The organism is Sphingomonas gilva, assembly GCF_003515075.1.
GTDB lineage: Bacteria > Pseudomonadota > Alphaproteobacteria > Sphingomonadales > Sphingomonadaceae > Sphingomonas > Sphingomonas gilva.
Map to the genome: position 1 here is coordinate 91544 of NZ_QWLV01000007.1, position 18448 is coordinate 109991.

Sequence of the window (18448 nt, forward strand, 5' to 3'; positions counted from 1 at the left end):
CGTCGGGTCATTGGCGGTTCATTTGAATTTGGCGACACGGGCGCGATGACCGTCGCCGACATGTCCGCGCCCGCGATCGACAACCCGATCGAGACTCGCGACTTTTTCGGCCATCCGCCCGGGCTGTGGTATCTCGCCTTCACCGAGGCGTGGGAGCGGTTCAGCTACTACGGCATGCAGGCGCTGCTCGCGCTGTATCTGGTCAAATATTTGCTCGAGCCCGATCGGATCGCGGGCGTCATCGGCTTCGAATTCGTTCGCGCCTTCTTCGGCGGGATTGACGGACAGCCGCTCGCCTCGGCGATCACCGGCGGATATTTCGCGCTCGTCTATCTGACGCCGATCGCCGGCGGACTGATCGCCGACCGCTGGTTGGGCAAGCGTCTGACGGTGTTGCTCGGCGCGCTGACCATGGCGCTCGGCCATTTCATGATGGCGAGCGAAGCGCTGTTCCTGTTCGCGCTGCTGGCGCTCATCATCGGCGTCGGGCTGTTCAAGGGCAATATCGCGAGCCAGGTCGGCGCGCTTTACAAGCCGACGGATCTGCGCCGGGCGGACGCCTTCCAGATCTTCTATCTCGGCATCAACGCCGGCGTGATCGCTGCGCCGCTGATTGTCGGAACGATGGGAGAAAAAATCGGCTGGCACTGGGGCTTCGGCGCAGCGGGCGTGGGCATGCTGATCGGTCTGCTCATCTATCTCGCCGGTCAAAAATATCTGCCGAACGAACCGCCGCGCGGTCGCGAGGCGCCGGCCGGGGCCGCATTGACGCGCGGCGACTGGGGCGCGCTCGTCACGCTGCTGCTGCTGATCCCGGTGATGGCGATCGCGCTGGTGCCGAACAACCAGATCTTCAACGCCTATCTGGTCTGGGGCGACGCGAATTTCGATCTGCGTTTCGCCGGAACCGTCCTGCCGACGACCTGGCTGGTGACCCTCGATGCGATCGTCAGCATCTCCTTCCTGGCGATCGTCGCGCTGTTCTGGCGCTGGTGGGGCAAACGCCATCGCGAGCCGGATGAACTGGGCAAGATGATCATCGGATCGGCCTTTTCGGTGGGCGGCATGGCCTGCCTGTTCATCGCCGCGGCAACGCAAGGTCCGGGCGAGAAGATCGGCCTGTTCTGGCCGGTCGCCTTCCACGTGATCAACTCGATCGGCTTCGCGCATCTGCTGCCGGTCAGCCTGGCGCTGTTCGCCCGGCTGGCGCCGCAGTCGATCAACGCGACGGTGATAGGTATCTATTATCTCGCCTTCTTCGCCGCCAATTCGCTGGTCGGATGGGTTGGCGGCTGGCTGACCGCCATGCCCGTTCCGCAATTCTGGCTGATCCATGCGGGCTTCGGTGCGATGGCCGGGGCGGTTTTCCTGGTCCTGAAGCTGATGTTGCGGGGGCGGTTGCTGCCGATCGCGCCAGCCTGAGCGTTTCGCGGGGCCGCCCCTGCTGGACATCGATCTGCTACGAACATATAGCGAACATATGGCGCAGCTAGACGTTCGCGAAAAGCTCGAAATCCTTGCCGATGCTGCGAAATATGACGCGTCGTGCGCCTCCTCGGGCACGGTCAAGCGCAGCTCGGTGGGCGGCAAGGGCGTCGGTTCGACCGATGGCGGGATGGGCATCTGCCATGCCTATGCGCCCGACGGACGCTGCATCAGTCTGCTCAAGATACTGCTTACCAACAGCTGCATCTTCGATTGCCATTACTGCATCAACCGCAAGAGCTCGAATGTCCGCCGCGCGCGCTTCACCGCCAAGGAGGTCGTCGATCTCACGCTCGCCTTCTACAGGCGCAACTATATCGAGGGCCTGTTCCTCTCTTCGGGGATCATCCGTTCGTCCGACTATACGATGGAGCAGATCGTCGAGGTCGCGCGGAGCCTGCGCGAGGACCATGATTTTCGCGGCTATATCCACCTCAAGACGATTCCCGACGCCGATCCCGCGCTGATCCATCAGGCCGGGCTCCACGCCGACCGCGTGTCGATCAACGTCGAGCTGCCCACCGCGCCGGGGCTGCGGCGGCTGGCGCCCGAGAAATCGGCGGAGCGGATCGAAGGTGCGATGCGCGACATGGATGCAGCGATCGCCGACGCCGGCGAGGCGCGGGGCAAATACCCGTCCGCGCCGCGTTTCGCCCCCGCCGGCCAGTCGACCCAGATGATCGTCGGGGCGGATGCGGCGACCGACGGCGACATCGTCCTGAAGGCGTCGAGCCTCTACGACCGTTTCGGCCTCAGGCGCGTCTATTATTCGGCTTTCTCGCCGATACCCGATGCGAGCGCCGTGCTGCCACTCAAGCGCCCGCCGCTGATGCGCGAGCACCGGCTCTACCAGTCCGATTGGCTGATGCGCTTCTACGGTTTTCAGCCCAAGGAGGTGGTCGCCGCCGCCGATGCGGACACGGGCATGCTGCCGCTCGACATCGATCCCAAGCTCGCCTGGGCATTGAAGTTCCGCGAGCGTTTCCCGATCGACGTCAATCGCGCCCCGCGCGAGATGCTGCTGCGCGTGCCCGGGCTGGGAGTGAAGGCGGTGGACGGCATCATCGCCTCGCGCCGCTGGCGGAAGCTGCGGCTGGCGGATGTGGCGCGCCTGACCGTTTCGGTCGCCAAGCTGCGGCCGTTCATCGTCGCGGCCGATTGGCGCCCGGTGGCGCTGGCCGACAAGGCCGAGCTCAAGCCGCCGGCGGCGCCGCGCCGCGAGCAGCTCGAACTGTTCGCCTGAAAGGGTTGCAGCCTGCAACTTGCCGCTGCATCATCTCCGTCGAGGAGAGAGGATGCGCTGGCTGCCGCTTGCCGTCTGGCTGATCATCGCCGCGCCCGTCGCGGCCGAGGACGATGTGTCGCGCTACGCCGCCGGGCAGGTGTGGGAATATCGCACGCGCGCCGGCGAGGAAGGTTCGCTGCTCAAGATCCAGCAGGTCGAGCAGGCGCCGCGGGGCACGGTCTATCACATCAGCCTGATCGGCCTGTCGTTCGGGCGCGGCATGCCGCATGGCGGCGAGCTGGGCCATATGCCCGTCTCGCGCGAGACGCTCGACGCCAGCGTCACCCGCCTGTCCGACAGCAAGGCCGAGTTTCCCGATCCGGCCAGCGGCATCGCCGCATGGCGCGAGGCCGAGGGCGGCGTGTTCACCATTCCCGTCGCCGAGATCGTCGAGAACATCCTGTCCATCATCGCGACCGGCGCGGTCGCCACCAAGGAGTGAAGACATGACCATGCGCTGGCTGACCCCGCTTTGCCTGATCGCCCTCGCGGGCCCGCTCGCCGCCAAGGAGATCAAGGTCGAGGCCGGCGCGAATGCGCAGGAGCGGCTGCAGGGCGCGCTGATCGAGGCGGAGCCGGGAGATGTCGTCGCGATCGGCGCCGGGCGGTTCGAGCTGACCGACGGGCTATCGCTCGACGTCGACAACGTCACGGTGCGCGGGGCTGGGCCGGGCGAGACGGTGCTGAGCTTCAAGGGGCAGCTCGGCTCCGGCGAAGGGCTGCTGGTGACGTCCGACGGCGTCACGCTGCGCGATTTCGCGGTGGAGGACACCAAGGGCGAAGGCATCAAGTCCAAGGGCGCCGACCGCATCGTCTACAAGAATGTCCGCGTCGAATGGACCGGCGGGCCGAAGGCGACCAACGGCGCGTACGGCGTCTATCCGGTCGAAAGCAGGCAGGTGCTGGTCGACGGCGCGGTGGTGCGCGGCGCGTCCGACGCGGGCATCTATGTCGGCCAGTCGAGCGAGATCATCGTGCGCAATTCGACCGCCGAGCGGAACGTCGCGGGGATCGAGATCGAGAACAGCCGCCGCGCCGACGTGTTCGGCAACACCGCCAGCCACAATACCGGCGGCATCCTGGTGTTCGACCTGCCCAACCTGCCGGTGATGAACGGCGGCGACGTGCGGGTGTTCAAGAACAAGGTGGTCGACAACGACACGCCCAATTTCGCGCCGCCGGGCAACATCGTCGCATCGGTGCGGATGGGCACGGGCGTGCTGGTGATGGCCAACGACAACGTCCACGTCTTCGACAATGACCTGTCGGGCAACGCGACCAGCAACGTGATGGTGATCGCCTATCGCCTCAAATATGACGACGCGCGCTACAACCCGCTGCCGCGCCGGATCATGGTCAGCGGCAACCGCCACGGCCGCGCGGGCTTCGCGCCGCAGCTGCCGGGCGGCGAGCAGCTGGCCGCGGCGTTCGGCGGATCGATCCCGCCGGTGCTGTGGGACGGCACCGGCAGCATGACCGTCGCAAGCGCGCCGGTGCTCAACATGAACATTGCGCAGGGAGCGGAGATGGAGACGGCCAAGCCCGCGCCCGCCGATCTCAGCAAGGGCGAGACCTACGCGCCGCCGCTCGCGGTGGTTCTGCCGGCCGAGATGGAGGCGCGCGCCAGGTGAGCTGGTCGGGTCGCCTTTTCCTCGTCATCGGCCTGCTCGCCGCCTCAGCGGCGGTGGCGGGCGCGGCGCGGCAGGCGGGGGTGGCCGACGCGGCGGTGACGGCGGAAGGCTATCCGGCGAAGCTCTCCGAATACGGCTTCTTCATCGATCTCGCCGAGCGGACACCCGCGGCGCGAGTGACGCCCTATCATCTCAACACGCCGCTTTTCTCCGATTACACCGAGAAGGAACGGCTGGTGTACGTCCCCGCCGGCGCGACGGCGAAATATGACGCCGAGGGGCTGTTTGAATTTCCCGTCGGCACGGCGCTGATCAAGAGCTTCGGCTATGGCCGGGGCGCGGCGTTCAAGCCGATCGAGACGCGGCTGCTGCTACACCGCGCATCGGGCTGGGTGGCCTTGCCCTATGTCTGGGACGCGGACGGCAGGGACGCGACGCTCAAGCGCGCGGGCACGCGCGTGCCGGTGAGCTTCACCGATCCCAATGGGCGCGAGCGGCGGATCAGCTATGCGGTGCCCAACCAGAACCAGTGCAAGGGCTGCCATGCGCTGGATGGCGCGATCATGCCGATCGGCCCCAAGGCGCGCAACCTCAACGACGGCGCGCAGCTTGGACAATGGCAGCGCGCCGGCATCCTCGACCGCGCGCCCGCCGATGCGCCGCGCCTGGCGCGCTGGGACGATCCCGCTGCGCCGATCGAGGCGCGCGCCACCGCCTATCTGGAGGTCAATTGCGCGCACTGCCACAATGCGCGTGGCCCCGCGTCCAATTCGGGCCTGTTCTTTGATTGGAAGCAGACCGATCCCGTCGCGCGCGGCATCGGCAAGCGGCCGGTGGCGGCAGGGCGCGGCTCTGGCGGGCTCGATTTCAGCATCGATCCCGGCCATCCCGAACGGTCGATCCTGATCCACCGGATGAAGTCGACCGAGCCGGGCGTCGCCATGCCCGAGCTGGGCCGCGCGACCGCGCATGACGAAGGTATCGCCATGCTCAGCGAATGGATCGCGGGGATGAAAACGGCTCGCAACTGAAACCAGCGTGGAGGGCCGGGGTTGGACAGGCGAACCACCCGGAGGACCCTCAAATGGCCGATGCGCGCATTTTCGAAGACCTGAAGGCGGATCACGACCGCCACCGCAAGCTGCTCGCGGAGCTTGCCGGGACGTCGGAGGGCAGCCCGAACCGCCGCCGCCTGTTCGAGGCGTTCCGCGTCGAGGTGACCGCGCACGCGGCCGCCGAGGAGATGTCGCTCTACGCCACCATGCTCGCCAAGCCCGACCTGCGCGACGATGCCCAGCATTCGGTGAGCGAGCACAAGGAGATCGAGGATTTCCTGGGCGAGCTCTACGAGATGGACATGGCGTCGTCCGCCTGGACCGAGAAGTTCGCGGCGATGCGCCACCGCTACGAGCATCATATCGACGAGGAGGAGGAAGAGATGTTCCCCGCCGCGGCCGAGGGGCTGGACGAGGCGGAGGTCAAGCGGCTGGCGGCCGTGTTCGAGGCGCGCAAGCCCCAAGAGAAGCAACGGGCGAGGGAGGAGCCGCCCGAAGGCGAAAAGCGGGAGTGAACCTTCGAGAGAGGGTAGAGTCATCGTCGCCCCTGCGAAGGCAGGGGCCGCAGGCGGCATATGCGAGGCCGGATGTGCCACAAACCCAGCGGCCCCTGCCTTCGCAGGGGCGACGGAATAAGGGGGCCAAAGTTGAGGCCTGAATGCACCTCATAACCCTCGCCGCGCCCGATGACTTCGATGGCTGGCGTGCCGCCGCTCGGGCATTGGCGCTGGCCGATGTACCGCCCGATCAGGTCGTATGGCAGGTCGCAGGAGAGGCCGGCGATCTGTTCGGCGGCGAGCCTCCACCATCCGCGCCGCCGGGCGCCGCGTTCAACGTGCCGCGTCCGTTCATCGCGCTCGCCCAATCGGCGATCCTCCACGCCGACGCCGAGCGTTTCGCCCGCCTCTACGCGCTGCTGCTGCGCGTTCGCGCGCAGCCGGGCGCGATGGAGGACCGCGCCGATCCCGATCTGCGCCGGCTGGAGGCGATGGCGGGCGAGGTCCGCCGCGACATCCACAAGATGCGCGCCTTCGTCCGCTTCCGCGCGGTCGAGGATGCGGAGGGCGAGCGCTATGTCGCCTGGTTCGAGCCTGCGCATCACATCGTCCGCGCCAATGCCGGCTTCTTCGTCGAACGCTTCGCCAACATGCGCTGGTCGATCCTGACGCCCGAGCTGTCGCTCCATTGGGACGGCGAGACGCTCGCCGAAGGCCCGCCCGCCGCCAAGGCCGATGCGCCGGAGGGCGATCCGGTCGAAGCGGTGTGGAAGACCTATTATGCCTCGATCTTCAATCCCGCGCGTTTGAAGACCGGTGCGATGCTGAAGGAGATGCCGCGCAGATACTGGAAGAACATGCCCGAAACCGCGCTGGTGCCGGGGCTGATAGCCGGAGCGCAGGCGCGCGAGGCCGGAATGATCGAGAAGGCGAGGGTGAGGATGGGCGGCAACAGCAAACAAGCGTGGGAGGCGCTGCGCGAGGAGGCGATGGGCTGCACGCGCTGCCACCTCTACAAGCATGCGACGCAGACGGTGTTCGGCGAGGGCCGGGTCGATGCGCCGATGGTGCTGGTCGGCGAGCAGCCCGGCGACCAGGAGGATCTGGCCGGGCGGCCCTTCGTCGGTCCGGCGGGCAAGGTGCTCGACGATGCGCTCGCCGCCGCCGGGATCGACCGCGTCAGGACCTACGTCACCAACGCGGTCAAGCATTTCAAGTTCGAGCAGCGCGGCAAGCGCCGCATCCACTCCAAGCCCGACGCGGGCGAGATCGAGGCGTGCCGCTGGTGGTGGGACCAGGAACGCGCGCTGCTGAAGCCCGACGTGACCGTGGCGCTGGGCGCCACCGCCGCGCGGTCGCTGTTCGGCAAGGTGATGACGATCAGCCGCGAGCGCGGGCGGGTGCTCGAACTGCCCGGCGGCGGCGCGGCGTTCATCACGGTGCATCCGAGCTATCTGCTGCGGATGCCCGACCGCGACCGCGCGGAGGAGGAACGCGCGCGGTTCGTCGAGGATCTGAAGCTGGCGAAGAAGGCGCTCACCTGACCGTCGCCCCTGCGGAGGCAGGGGCCCCAGTCGGCAAGCGCGGCGCGCCTGATGTGCACAAACCCGGAGGCCCCTGCCTCCGCAGGGGCGACGGGGGCTCAGCTGTAGGCCCCCTCCGCCGCCTCCTTCAGCGCCGCCATCGCGGCCTTCCACGGAAACGGCCCGTGGCTGATCCGCGCGATGCCCGCTTCGGCCAGCGCCTTTGCGTCGGGCGCACCGGGATAGGCCATGAAGTTGATGGGCAGCGCAACCCGGCGACAGACCTCGGCGACCTGGGCGATATCGACCATGCCGGGAACGAAATAGCCGCTCGCGCCCGCTTCGGCATAGGCGACGCCGCGCGCCACCGCCTCGTCGATCATCGCCTGGTCGTGCGGGCCGCCCCATTTTTTGAGGAACAGGTCGGTGCGCGCGTTGATGAAGAAATCGGGGCCGGTGGCGGCGCGGATCGCGGCGATGCGCGCCGCCTGGTCGGCGATGGCGTGCAGCCCCTCGCCGTCGACCACCTGGTCCTCGAAGTTGATCCCCACCGCCCCCGCGTTCCGCACGCGGCGCACATTGGCGGCGACCTCGTCGGCATCGGTCGCATAGCCGCCCTCGAAATCGAGCGTCACCGGCAGATCGACCGCGCCGACGATCCGTTCCAGGTTGGCGATGACGAAATCGAGCGGCAGCCCCTCGCCATCGGCATAGCCATTGGCCCCGGCGACCGAGGCGCTGCCCGTCGCGATCGCCTTGGCGCCTGCTTCCGCCACCACCTTGGCGCTGCCCGCGTCCCAGGCGTTGAACAGGATCAACGGGTCTCCGGCCACGTGCAGCGCGGCGAAATCGGCGAATTTGGTCATGCGGTCCTCCCTGGATGCGACAGGGAGGTGGGGTAGCGCGGGCGTGGGCGCAATTCCCTCCCGGTAATTGCGCTCAACACCCGCGAAGCAGCAATCGGAAGCGGCGAATCTTTCCAGCTCGCCACTTACCTCCTCCGTCACCCCGGCCCCTTCGACAGGGTCCGGGGTGACGAGTGAAGGAGGAATCGTCGCGATTACAATTTGGTCTAATGCACGAAGCGCGCCACCACATCGCGGTACGAGCGCGACACCTTCACCTGCGCCCCCGAATCGAGCACGAGGAAGCATTCGCCGTTGGTGTGCGGCTTGACCTGCTTGACCAGGTCGAGGTTGACGATGGTCGAGCGGTGGACGCGCTGGAAGCGCCGCGGATCGAGCCGCTTTTCCAGGTCCTTCATCGTCTCGCGCAGGATCAGCGTGTTGTCGCCGGTATAGATGCACATATAGTCGCCCGCGGCGTCGATCCGCTCGATCGAATCGACGTCGACGCGGAAGATCTGGCCGCGATCCTTGATGTTGATCAGCTTTTCATAGCGGCTGGCGGCATGTTCGGCGCTGCCGTCGGAGATCTCCTCGACCGCGTCGGGCGCGACCTCGGCGAGCACGGTCTTCAAGCGGTCGATCTCCTCGATCCCGCGCTTTTCGGCCAGGCGCTGGCGGACGCGGTCGAGCGTGTCGGCCAGCCGCGCCTCCTCGACCGGCTTCATCAGATAATCGACCGCCTGCGCCTCGAACGCGCGGATCGCGTGATCCGAATAGGCGGTGACGAAGACGAACAGCGGCGGTTCGACCTCCATCAGCCCCTGGACGACGGAAAAGCCGTCGAAGCCCGGCATCTGGATGTCGAGGAAGACCAGATCGGGCTTGTGCGTCTTGATCGAACGGATCGCCTCGCGGCCGTTGGTGCAGGTATCGATGATCTCGATATCCTCATGCGCTTCCAGCCGGAGCTGGAGCCCCTGGATCGCGAGCGCTTCGTCGTCGACCAGGATTGTGCGTATCGTCATGCGGTCTCTCTCGGCCTCGGGCCGTCCAGTTGAAGGGGGATCTCGATCTCAACGCCGAACCCCCCTCCCGGGTTCGATCGGGTCTCGAAACGATGGTCTGGGCCGAACGCCTGCGCCAGTCTTTCGCGGATATTGGCATGGCCTACGCCGGTGGAAAGGGTGGGCCGGATCGTCTTTTCCTGCAAGCCGGGGCCGGTGTCGGACACGGTGATATGCACCCGATCTCCGGCCAGTCGCGTGGCGATGGTGATCGTCGCCCCCTCTTCCTGGGGGGTGACGGCGTATTTGATCGCGTTTTCGACCAGCGGCTGGAGCAGCAATGAGGGCAGCTGTGCCTGCATCGTCGCCGGATCGATGTAGAATTCGGGCTGCAGCCGCGCGTCGAACCGCATCTTCTCGATCTCGAGATACAGCTTCAGCGTCTCCACCTCCTGCGCGATCGTCACGTTCGCGGTGGGCTCGTTGACCAGGGTATAGCGCAGGAACGAGGACAGGCGCGACAGCATCGCATTGGCGCGCTCGGTCTGTTTCAGGAGCACCAGCGTCGAGATCGAATTGAGCGTGTTGAACAGGAAGTGCGGGTTGAGCTGATAGCGCAGCATGGCGAGATGCGCCGACGTCGCCTGGCTCTCGACCGCCGCCAGCCGATCGATCTGCTCCTCGACGATCAGATAATAGTTGATGCCGAAATACATCGCCGTCCACGCGGCGAGCAGCACCGACGCCATCAGCAGCGTGCCGAGCAGGATGGTGAAGTCGAACGGCTCGCCGGGGCGCTGGATGATGCTGAACACCCACGCGTCGATCGTCGCATAGAGCAGGCTGGCGATCGCCACCGTCGCCACCGCGGCGCTCCACATCACAACGGTCTTGCGGTGGAACACGCTGCGATAGATCACCGCCATCAACAGCGTCAGCGACAGGCCGGTGATCGTCGAGATGGTGAATTGCACGGCGTAGGACCAGGGCCGCTCGTTGGCGAAGGTGGAGACCGTGCGCAGCAGCAGATAGCCGCCCCAGCCGACCGCCTGCAGCCGCCAGAAGGCGCGATTCTTGTCCGCGAAGAAGGGCTGGTTGGAAAGGCCGAAGGACGCCATCGCCGACCGATCTAGAGACAAGCGCGCGCCAAGCAAAGCCTGCGCCTTCGACATCCAATCGAACTTCGGGTATGGTGGCGTCGAAGTCGGATGGAGAGAGGCATGGACGCGCACCACGACCGCGCAGGATTCACCGCGATGACCGAGGGCACCGCCGAGGACTGGGGCATCATCGCCGGGCATTTCCGGGAGTTTTCCAGCCATCTGCCGGCGCGCGTGATCACGCATCTGAAGCTGCTCGAAGGCGATTATGGGGGCTTCCCCGTCGACAGGCTGGAGCATTCGCTGCAGACCGCGACGCGCGCGCATCGGGACGGACGCGACGAACCCTATGTCGTGATGGCGCTGCTGCACGACATCGGCGACACGCTGGGCAGCTTCAACCACCCCGAGATCGCCGCGGCGATGCTGCGCCCCTTCGTCAGCGAGGAACTGCACTGGATCGCCAATACCCACGGCGTGTTCCAGGGCTATTATTACTTCCACTATATCGGCGGCGACCGGGACATGCGCGAGGCCTATCGCGGCCATCCGCATTTCGAGGCGTGCGCGGAGTTCTGCGAGAAGTACGATCAATCGGCGTTCGATCCCGGTTACGAGAGCGCGCCGCTCGATTTCTTCGTGCCGATGGTCGAGCGGGTGATGGCGCGGCCGATCAATTCGATCTACGCCAGGGCCGCGCAGGCGGCGGCTGAGGCCGCCTGACGCTTGTGTCCGCGGTGCGCCCGGTCTAGGCGCGCGGCATGTTCGCAGGGATACGCGACGGCAGTCTGATGCCGCGCCCGATCGCATTGGCGATCCTCGGCGCAGCCTTGCTGCTGCGCGTGCTGATCCCGACCGGCTGGATGCCCGCGCACGGGGCCGACGGCGCAACCCGCATCACGCTGTGCACCGGCATGGGCCTGGTGCAGGCGTGGGTCGACGCCGACGGCACGATCCATGACAAGCAGCCGCGCGAGAAGTCGGCCGCCGATCAGCCCTGCGCCTTTGCCGGCCTGGCGATGGCGGGTGACCTGCCGGACGTCGCCGCCCTGCTGGAAGCCGCGGCGCTGCCGATCGCGACCCCGCTCGCAACGCGCTCCAGCACGGCGATCGGCCAGGGCCTTGCCGCCCCGCCGCCGCCCGCCACCGGACCGCCCGCCTTCGCCTGATCCACGTTAGCGCCCGGCCGCGGCGGGGTGCGTACCGCATCAGCTTCTGAAGGACTTCCGCATGAACATGCTATTGCGTGCGCTTTCGGGCGTATCGCTGGCCGCCCTCGCGGCCCCCCTCTGCGCGCAGGACAGCGCGCCCCCCGACGATATCGTCATCACCGCCGAGCGCGCGGTGGAGCTCGCCATCCAGCAGGTGGAGGAGACGCCCGGCGGCGCCGATGTCGTCGCCGCGACCGATTATGAGGATAAGGTCGCCGTCTCGCTGCGTGACGCGCTGGCCTTTAGCCCCGGCGTCTACGCCCAGCCGCGCTTCGGACAGGAGGTGCGGCTGTCGATCCGCGGATCGGGCATCAGCCGCGGCTTTCACATGCGCGGGCTGACGCTGCTGCAGGACGGCGTGCCCATCAACCTGGCCGACGACAATGGCGACTTCCAGGAGCTCGACCCGCTGGTGCTGCAGCATCTGGAGGTGTTCCGCGGCGCCAATGCGCTGCGCTTCGGGGCGAGCACGCTGGGCGGTGCGATCAACGGCGTGACGCCGACGGGGCGGAGCGCATCGGGCCTGACCTTCCGGTTGGACGGCGGCAGCTTCGCCACCGCCCGCGCGCTGGCCGGCTACGGCATGGCCGATGCGCGCGGCGACGCCTTCGTCGCGCTGACCGGCGACCGCTCCGACGGCGACCGCGACCATGCCGGCCGCGCCTCGCTGCGCCTCCACGGCAATCTCGGCATTCGCCTGACCGACCGCATCGAGACGCGCTTCTACGCCAGCGCGCAGACGATCCGGCAGGATCTGCCCGGTGGGCTGACCCGCGCGGACATCTTCGCCAATCCGGAGAAAGGCAATGTCACGGGCGACCAGGAACGCGACATCGATTCGATTCGCGTGCAGAATCGGACGCGGTTCGATCTTGGCGGGGGAACGCTCGATATCGGCGTGTTCCTGAGCGCCAAGGAGCTGTTCCACCCGATCTTCGAGGTGGTCGATCAGGTCTCGACCGATTGGGGCGCCTATACGCGTTTCGATGTCGAACGCGGTCCGTTCGCCTTGTCGGCGGGGGCGACCGCGCGCTCGGGTTCGGTGCGGTCGCAGCGCTACCGCAATGTGAACGGGGATCGCGGCGCGAGGACCTTCCTCGCGGACCAAAGGGCGCGGACGATCGACCTCTACGCCGAGGGGCGCTACCGCCCGGCCGAACCGCTGACGCTGATCGCGGGCGCGGTCTACACCTCGGGCCTGCGCAGGCAGGATGCGGTGCTGCCCGCCAGCGCCAGCGGGCGCGCGCATTATGACGAGGTGTCGCCCAAGTTCGGGCTGCTGTTCGAACCCGTCGCGAAGGTGCAATTCTACGCCAACTACAGCCGCAGCCACGAATTGCCCGGCTATATCGAGCTCGCGCAGATCGCGACCTTCGTCGATCTCGCGTCCCAGCGCGGCTGGACGGCGGAGATCGGCGCGCGCGGCGCGCTGGGCCCGGCGCGGTTCGACATCGGCCTCTACCGCGCCGATCTGCAGGGCGAGCTGCTGCAATTCTCGGTTGCGCCGCCGACCATCCCCGCCGCCACCTTCAACGCCGGCCGCACGCGGCATCAGGGGATCGAAGCGGGGCTGGATATCGATCTGACCAGCTGGGCGCGGCTGCGGCAGGCGTATCAGCTGAACGACTTCGCCTTCCGCGGCGACGCGCAATATGGCGACAACCGCCTGCCGGTGATCCCCCGCCATCTCTACCGCGCGGAGCTGCGGCTTGGCACCGACGCTTTCCATGTCGCGCCCAATCTCGAATGGGCGCCGCAGGGCGGCTGGGCCGATTACGCCAACAGCTTCCGCGCGGGCGGCTACGTCCTTGCCGGGCTGACCGCATCGGCGGCGGTGTCGGGGGGGCTGGAGGTCTTCCTCGACGCGCGCAACCTGGGCGATCGCAGGGCGATCGGCGATATCTCGGCGGTCACGGCGTTCGATCCGGCAAGCGCGGTCTTCACCCCGGTGGAGCGGCGCGCGGTGTTCGGCGGCGTGCGGCTGCGGCTGCCATGAGCGGCAGCCTGCGACGCGCGGTGTGGCGCTGGCACATGTTCGCCGGGCTGATCGTGCTGCCCGTGCTCGCCTGGATGGCGGTGACGGGCGCCCTGTACCTCTACAAGCCGGAGATCGAGCGCCGGCTCTATGCCGACTGGCTGACGGTGGAGGCGGGCGCGCCCTTGTCCCTCGCCGCCATCCAGGCGCGGGTGGAGGCGGAGACCGGCGGGCATGTCACCCAGTTCGCCAGGCCTGGGAGGCCGGAGGCGTGGCGGCTGACGGTCGCCACGCCCGAGGGCGATCGCACCGCCTTCGTCGACCCCGGCGATGGCCGGGTGCTGGGCATGACCGCCAAGGGCGGGGCGATGGCCGTGCTGCGCGAGCTGCACAGCCTCGTCATCGCCGGCCCCATCGCCAATGCGGTGACCGAGATCGTCGCGGGCTGGGCGATCATACTCGTCCTCACCGGCTTGTGGATGTGGTGGCCGAGGTGCAGCCTGAGCGTGCGCGGGCCGCCTGGGGATCGGCGCTTCTGGCGCGATCTCCATTCCTCGATCGGGGCGGCGGTGGGCGTGGTGATCCTGTTCCTCGCGCTTACCGGCATGACGTGGACCGGCGTGTGGGGAAAGGGCCTGCAGACGCTGATCGCCGCGGCCGAGGCCGGCCGGCCCAAGTCGCCCGGACCGAACCCATGGGAGGCACATGGCGGCCACGGGGCGGAGACCCTGCCCTGGTCGCGCCAGGCGATGGCGGCGCCGCACGGCGGCGGCGCAGCGATCGGGCCCGACCGTGTCGCGGCGATCGCCGAGGCGCGCGGACTGGCCGCGCCATGGACGATCACCGTCCCCCGCAGCCATGGCGCGCCGTGGCTCGTCGCCAGGATGGCGACGCGCGCCGCCGACGCGCACGTCATCTACATCGACGGCGCCGACGGCCGCGTGCTGCAGGATGCGCGCTACGCCGCCTTCGGCGCGGGCGCGAAGGCGGTCGAATGGGGCATCGCGGTGCATGAGGGCCGCGAATATGGCGAGGCGAACCGCCTCGTCATGCTCGCCGGCGCGATCGGCCTGCTGCTGCTCTGCGTGACCGCACCGGTGCTGTGGTGGAAGCGCCGCCCGTCCCCGGCGCCGCGCGGCAACGGCCGCGACGCGAAGGCGGTGGCGACGATCATGCTCGCCGTGGGCGTCATCTTCCCGCTGACCGGCCTGACGATGCTCGCCGCGATGTTGGGCGAAGCAACCCTCGCCCGTCTCCGCCCATAGAAAAAGCCGCCGCCCCATCGCTGGGGCGGCGGTCTTCAATGCAGGTCGGCGCAGATCAGAACTGATAGCTGACGCCGAACTTCAGGCGCCACAGCGACGCGCTGGAGGTGATGTCGTTCGCATCATCGGGCTGGAAGCTGTTGATGATGTACTTGCCCTCCGAATCCACCGGGCTGCCGCTCGGCGGGCTGACCACGTTCACCAATCCGGCGAAATTGCGCGTCCGGCGAACATTCCAGTCACTGTTCAGGAAGTTCAGGAAATTGTCGAACAGCACGGTCAGCTTGATGCTGTCGCCGGGCAGCGGTCCGGGCAGTTCCTGCGAGAAGTTGAGGTCGAGATCGTAATACCAGTCGTTGGTGCAGGTATTGCGCTCGATAATCCGGCCCTTCGCCTCGCGGGCGCATTCCAGGCCATCGACATAGCTCACGAAGTCGGCGACCGCATCGTCATTGGACGAATCCGACAGGTTGGGATCGTCGACCCCCGTCGGGATGTACAGCAGCCGATTGTCGAAGCCCGAAGCCGAGTCGAAGAACCCGCCCGAACCACCGAAGGTCAGGCTGTATGGCCGGCCCGAGTGGGCGACGAAGGTGAAGCCCAGGCTGGTGTCCAGATCGTCACCGAAGAACTGTTCGCTGAAATTCGCCGCGAAGGTGATGCTGTGGCGTGTTTCGTAGAAGCCCCGCGCTTCCGGCGGATCCTGCAGGTTCGTCGCGGCGGTCAGATCGTAGTTCGACGTCGCCGTGGAATTGAACATGTTCCGGCGATCGTTCGAATCGGTGTAGGCGTAGCCGAAGTTGACGAACACGTTGCCGCCCTCGGTGAACACGCCGCGATCGAAATTCTTCGACAGCAGCAGCGAGCCGATGTGCGAGTTGTAGGAACGGCCGTTGGTCAGCTGGATTTCGTCGTCGCGACTGGTGCTGAAGCAGGCGGCGGTGACGCCTTCCCAGCGGATATCGACTCCATCCTCGGCAAGCACCGCGTCGCAGCCGGCGGCCGTCGGATCGATCGCGCCGAAGATCGGCTGGCCGTCCACGGTGAAGCCGTCGACGCCGCGGCGGATGTCGATCGTCTGCGAAAGATCGACCACCGTCAGCGCCTTGCGATAGTGGCTGTAGATATAATCGAGGTTGAGGTTCCAGCCGCTGAAGAAGCCGTCGCCGGAGCCCAGCTGCGCTTCGAAGCCCAGATTGGCGCGGACCACGGTCGGAATTTCGATGTCCGGATCGATCGACTGGGTATCGCCGAGGCCAGCCGCGGCGCGAGTGATCGCCGCGTCGCGGAAGCAGGTGGGCGCGCCGGTGAACTGACCGTTCTCGACGACGTCGATCTGGCCGCCGGGGCAGGGCGCGTCGTTGGTGTTGCCACTGGCGAAGCCGAAGCCGTTGTTCTGGAAAGCGTTGCCGAACCAGACCCCCGGATCGCCGCCCGAAAAGATGCCGACGCCGCCCTTGACCTGCGCCCGGCCCAGAAAACCGAAATCGCCAAGGTCATAGTTGAACGCCAGGCGCGGCAGCAGCACCGGCTCGAGATTGCTGAAACCCGTGTTGTTGCTGAAGCCGTAGCGCGCGACGAAATTGTCGTTCTGATCGGGGTGATCGCCGTCATACCACTCGACGCGAACGCCGGCGGTCAGCTCCAGCGCGTCGCTCGCCTGCCACACGTCCTGTGCATAGGCCGAATAGATCGAGCGGCTGAACTTGGCGCGGGCGGTATTGACGTTGCCGTCACGCGAGAAAGCGCCCTCGGCGCCGATCGTGGTGCCGTCGCCGACCGCCGACGCGGTCGTCACCGACGTGCTGGTGCCTGCATTCAGAAGGCCTTCGCGCAGCGCATCGACGTCGGCGAAGTACAGCGTGCCGGTGGCGTTCTGGACGAACAGATTGTCGAAATTGACCGTGTTCAACTCTGCGCCGATCGTGATCTGATGCGCGCCGGCATCGATCAGGCCCTTGGCCTTGTACTGATCGATCGTGGTGTACAGGTCGTTCGCCGTGCGCGAGAAACCGGGACCGGAGATGAACAGGCCGCGGTCGTCGTCATTGCGCACACCGACGACGATGCGGGTCAGCGGATTTTCATCCTGCGCTTCGCCGCCGCCAACCGGTCCCTGGATATCGGTGATCTCGGACCGCGAATAGCGCAACTCGGTCGAGAACACGTCGCTCCAGCGCGAGTAGAGGCGGACCGAGCCATAGTCCGCGGTCGAGCCGGAATTCTGGAAATTGTCGAGTCCGGTGAAGTTGGTGCTCGAGAAATCGTCGGCGCGGACGCTGTTCTCTTCGGTTCGCTGATAAGTCGCCTCAAGGCGGTGGTCGTCGGTGATGTACCAGTCGAGGCGGCCGAAATAGCGATCGGTCACCGTCGGGCGGTCACGCACGATGCCCAGCGTGTCGCGGCCGTAGACCGACGACAGCACCTCGGAGATCTCGTTGAATTGCTCAACCGTGATGAACGCGCGCTCGTTGGGGAAGCCGCCGCCCGAAGGGCCATCGTCCTGCGCCAGCGTCACCTCGCTATGCTCATAGGCGCCGAAGAAGAACAGCCGATCGGGGATGATCGGACCGCCCAGCGAACCGCCATAGCGGATGTCGTCCGCCGCCGCCTTCGCCGGGCGACCCGCGACATTGTCGCCGGCCAGGCTGGTATCGCCATATTGGAAGAAGGCGTCACCGTGGAAGGCATTGCTGCCCGATTTGGTGACGACGTTGATCGCGCAACCGGTGAAGGAGCCGTATTCGACGTCGAACGGGGCGAACTGGACGCTTGTTTCGCTGATCGCGCCAAATGGGATCGGCGCGCCCGAACGAGAAGAAAAGGGCGTATCGGTCAGGCCATAATTGTCGCCCTGCGAAATGCCGTCGACGGTGAAGGCGTTCGACCGGTCGTTGCCGCCCAGGCACGAAACGCGGTCCGATTCCAGGTTGCGCTCAAGGCTGACGCGCGGATCCACGCGCAGGATGTCGCGAATGTCGCGATCGAAGCTGGGCAGCGCGTTGATCACCTCGGCACTGAACGACTGGCCGGGGCCGGTGGCCAGCTGGCTGACATTCCCGCGCGACGCGGTGACGACGATGTCCTCGCCGCCCGAGGCAAGCTGCAGGTCGACGCGGCTGTTGCCCTGCAGCGTGGTGGTGATGTTCTCGATCGTCTGTGTGCCGAATCCGGCGCTCGACGCCGATACGGTGTAGGGGCCGCCGACCACCAGGCCGGAAGTGGAGAAGGAACCGTCCGCGCCCGTCACCAACGTGCGCGAGGTTCCGGTGCGGGTATCGGTGACGGTCACCTCGACGCCCGCCAGCGGCTGGCCCGCGCCATCGACGACCGTGCCCTGAATGCCCGATGTGATCTGCTGCGCATACGCGCTCGCCGGAACCATGAGCGCGGCCGCAGCCGCGCCTGCAAACAGATAATTTCGCATGTTGTTTCCCTCTGGTGGCCAAAGCCGACACGCGGTGCCCTGAGCACCGTCTGCCCCGCCCGTTGCTCGCTAACTATGTCGCATATGTGACAAGCCGCCCCGGAGTCGAGACGGGCGGAGAAGAGTCATGGTGCGTTGCAAA

The 18448-nt window shown here is 67.1% G+C and carries 15 protein-coding genes; 11 read left to right on the forward strand and 4 right to left on the reverse strand.

Annotated elements, in window-relative coordinates; all coding sequences use genetic code 11:
* Positions 1 to 45 precede the first annotated feature (45 nt).
* From D1610_RS13745 to D1610_RS13775, 7 genes are all read left to right on the forward strand, one after another.
* Complete coding sequence (locus D1610_RS13745; protein WP_118864760.1) at positions 46 to 1422, forward strand: peptide MFS transporter; 1377 nt, start codon at positions 46 to 48, stop codon at positions 1420 to 1422.
* 58 nt (positions 1423 to 1480) lie between these two features.
* Entirely contained in the window at positions 1481 to 2728 is a 1248-nt protein-coding gene (locus tag D1610_RS13750; protein ID WP_118864761.1) for a putative DNA modification/repair radical SAM protein, read from the forward strand.
* 52 nt (positions 2729 to 2780) lie between these two features.
* The gene (locus tag D1610_RS13755) at positions 2781 to 3212 is read left to right on the forward strand and encodes a hypothetical protein (protein ID WP_118864762.1); all 432 of its coding nucleotides are present in this window, start codon (positions 2781 to 2783) and stop codon (positions 3210 to 3212) included.
* A 4-nt stretch (positions 3213 to 3216) separates the two neighbouring features.
* Positions 3217 to 4401 carry a parallel beta-helix domain-containing protein gene (locus D1610_RS13760; protein ID WP_245942249.1) on the forward strand — a complete coding sequence of 395 codons (1185 nt, stop codon included), beginning with the start codon at positions 3217 to 3219 and terminating at the stop codon, positions 4399 to 4401.
* Positions 4398 to 5432 carry an SO2930 family diheme c-type cytochrome gene (locus D1610_RS13765; protein WP_245942251.1) on the forward strand — a complete coding sequence of 345 codons (1035 nt, stop codon included), beginning with the start codon at positions 4398 to 4400 and terminating at the stop codon, positions 5430 to 5432. The genes D1610_RS13760 and D1610_RS13765 overlap by 4 nt, the downstream gene beginning before the upstream one ends.
* A gap of 53 nt (positions 5433 to 5485) precedes the next feature.
* On the forward strand, positions 5486 to 5971 hold the full coding sequence (locus D1610_RS13770) for a hemerythrin domain-containing protein (RefSeq protein WP_118864763.1): 486 nt from the start codon (positions 5486 to 5488) through the stop codon (positions 5969 to 5971).
* A 143-nt stretch (positions 5972 to 6114) separates the two neighbouring features.
* Positions 6115 to 7497 (forward strand): UdgX family uracil-DNA binding protein, encoded by a 1383-nt coding sequence (locus D1610_RS13775; RefSeq protein WP_118864764.1) that lies wholly within the window; start codon positions 6115 to 6117, stop codon positions 7495 to 7497.
* Positions 7498 to 7595: 98 nt separating this feature from the next.
* Here the strand turns inward: D1610_RS13775 and D1610_RS13780 are convergent, their stop codons facing one another.
* From D1610_RS13780 to D1610_RS13790, 3 genes are all read right to left on the reverse strand, one after another.
* Entirely contained in the window at positions 7596 to 8342 is a 747-nt protein-coding gene (locus tag D1610_RS13780) for an isocitrate lyase/PEP mutase family protein (protein ID WP_118864765.1), read from the reverse strand.
* A gap of 206 nt (positions 8343 to 8548) precedes the next feature.
* On the reverse strand, positions 8549 to 9349 hold the full coding sequence (locus D1610_RS13785; RefSeq protein ID WP_118864766.1) for a LytR/AlgR family response regulator transcription factor: 801 nt from the start codon (positions 9347 to 9349) through the stop codon (positions 8549 to 8551).
* On the reverse strand, positions 9346 to 10446 hold the full coding sequence (locus D1610_RS13790; protein WP_118864767.1) for a sensor histidine kinase: 1101 nt from the start codon (positions 10444 to 10446) through the stop codon (positions 9346 to 9348). The genes D1610_RS13785 and D1610_RS13790 overlap by 4 nt, the downstream gene beginning before the upstream one ends.
* Positions 10447 to 10548: 102 nt before the next feature.
* Between D1610_RS13790 and D1610_RS13795 the strand changes: the two genes are divergently transcribed.
* From D1610_RS13795 to D1610_RS13810, 4 genes are all read left to right on the forward strand, one after another.
* Positions 10549 to 11151, forward strand: coding sequence for an HD domain-containing protein (locus D1610_RS13795; protein WP_118864768.1), 603 nt, complete (start codon positions 10549 to 10551; stop codon positions 11149 to 11151).
* Positions 11152 to 11189: 38 nt separating this feature from the next.
* Complete coding sequence (locus D1610_RS13800) at positions 11190 to 11597, forward strand: hypothetical protein (RefSeq protein WP_118864769.1); 408 nt, start codon at positions 11190 to 11192, stop codon at positions 11595 to 11597.
* Positions 11598 to 11658: 61 nt separating this feature from the next.
* Positions 11659 to 13635, forward strand: a complete 1977-nt coding sequence (locus D1610_RS13805; protein WP_342768357.1) for a TonB-dependent receptor family protein — start codon at positions 11659 to 11661, stop codon at positions 13633 to 13635.
* Positions 13632 to 14879, forward strand: coding sequence for a PepSY-associated TM helix domain-containing protein (locus D1610_RS13810; protein ID WP_118864770.1), 1248 nt, complete (start codon positions 13632 to 13634; stop codon positions 14877 to 14879). Before D1610_RS13805 ends, D1610_RS13810 begins: the two co-directional genes overlap by 4 nt.
* 55 nt (positions 14880 to 14934) lie before the next feature.
* Here the strand turns inward: D1610_RS13810 and D1610_RS13815 are convergent, their stop codons facing one another.
* Positions 14935 to 18306 carry a TonB-dependent receptor gene (locus tag D1610_RS13815; RefSeq protein WP_118864771.1) on the reverse strand — a complete coding sequence of 1124 codons (3372 nt, stop codon included), beginning with the start codon at positions 18304 to 18306 and terminating at the stop codon, positions 14935 to 14937.
* Between the last annotated feature and the right edge of the window lie 142 nt (positions 18307 to 18448).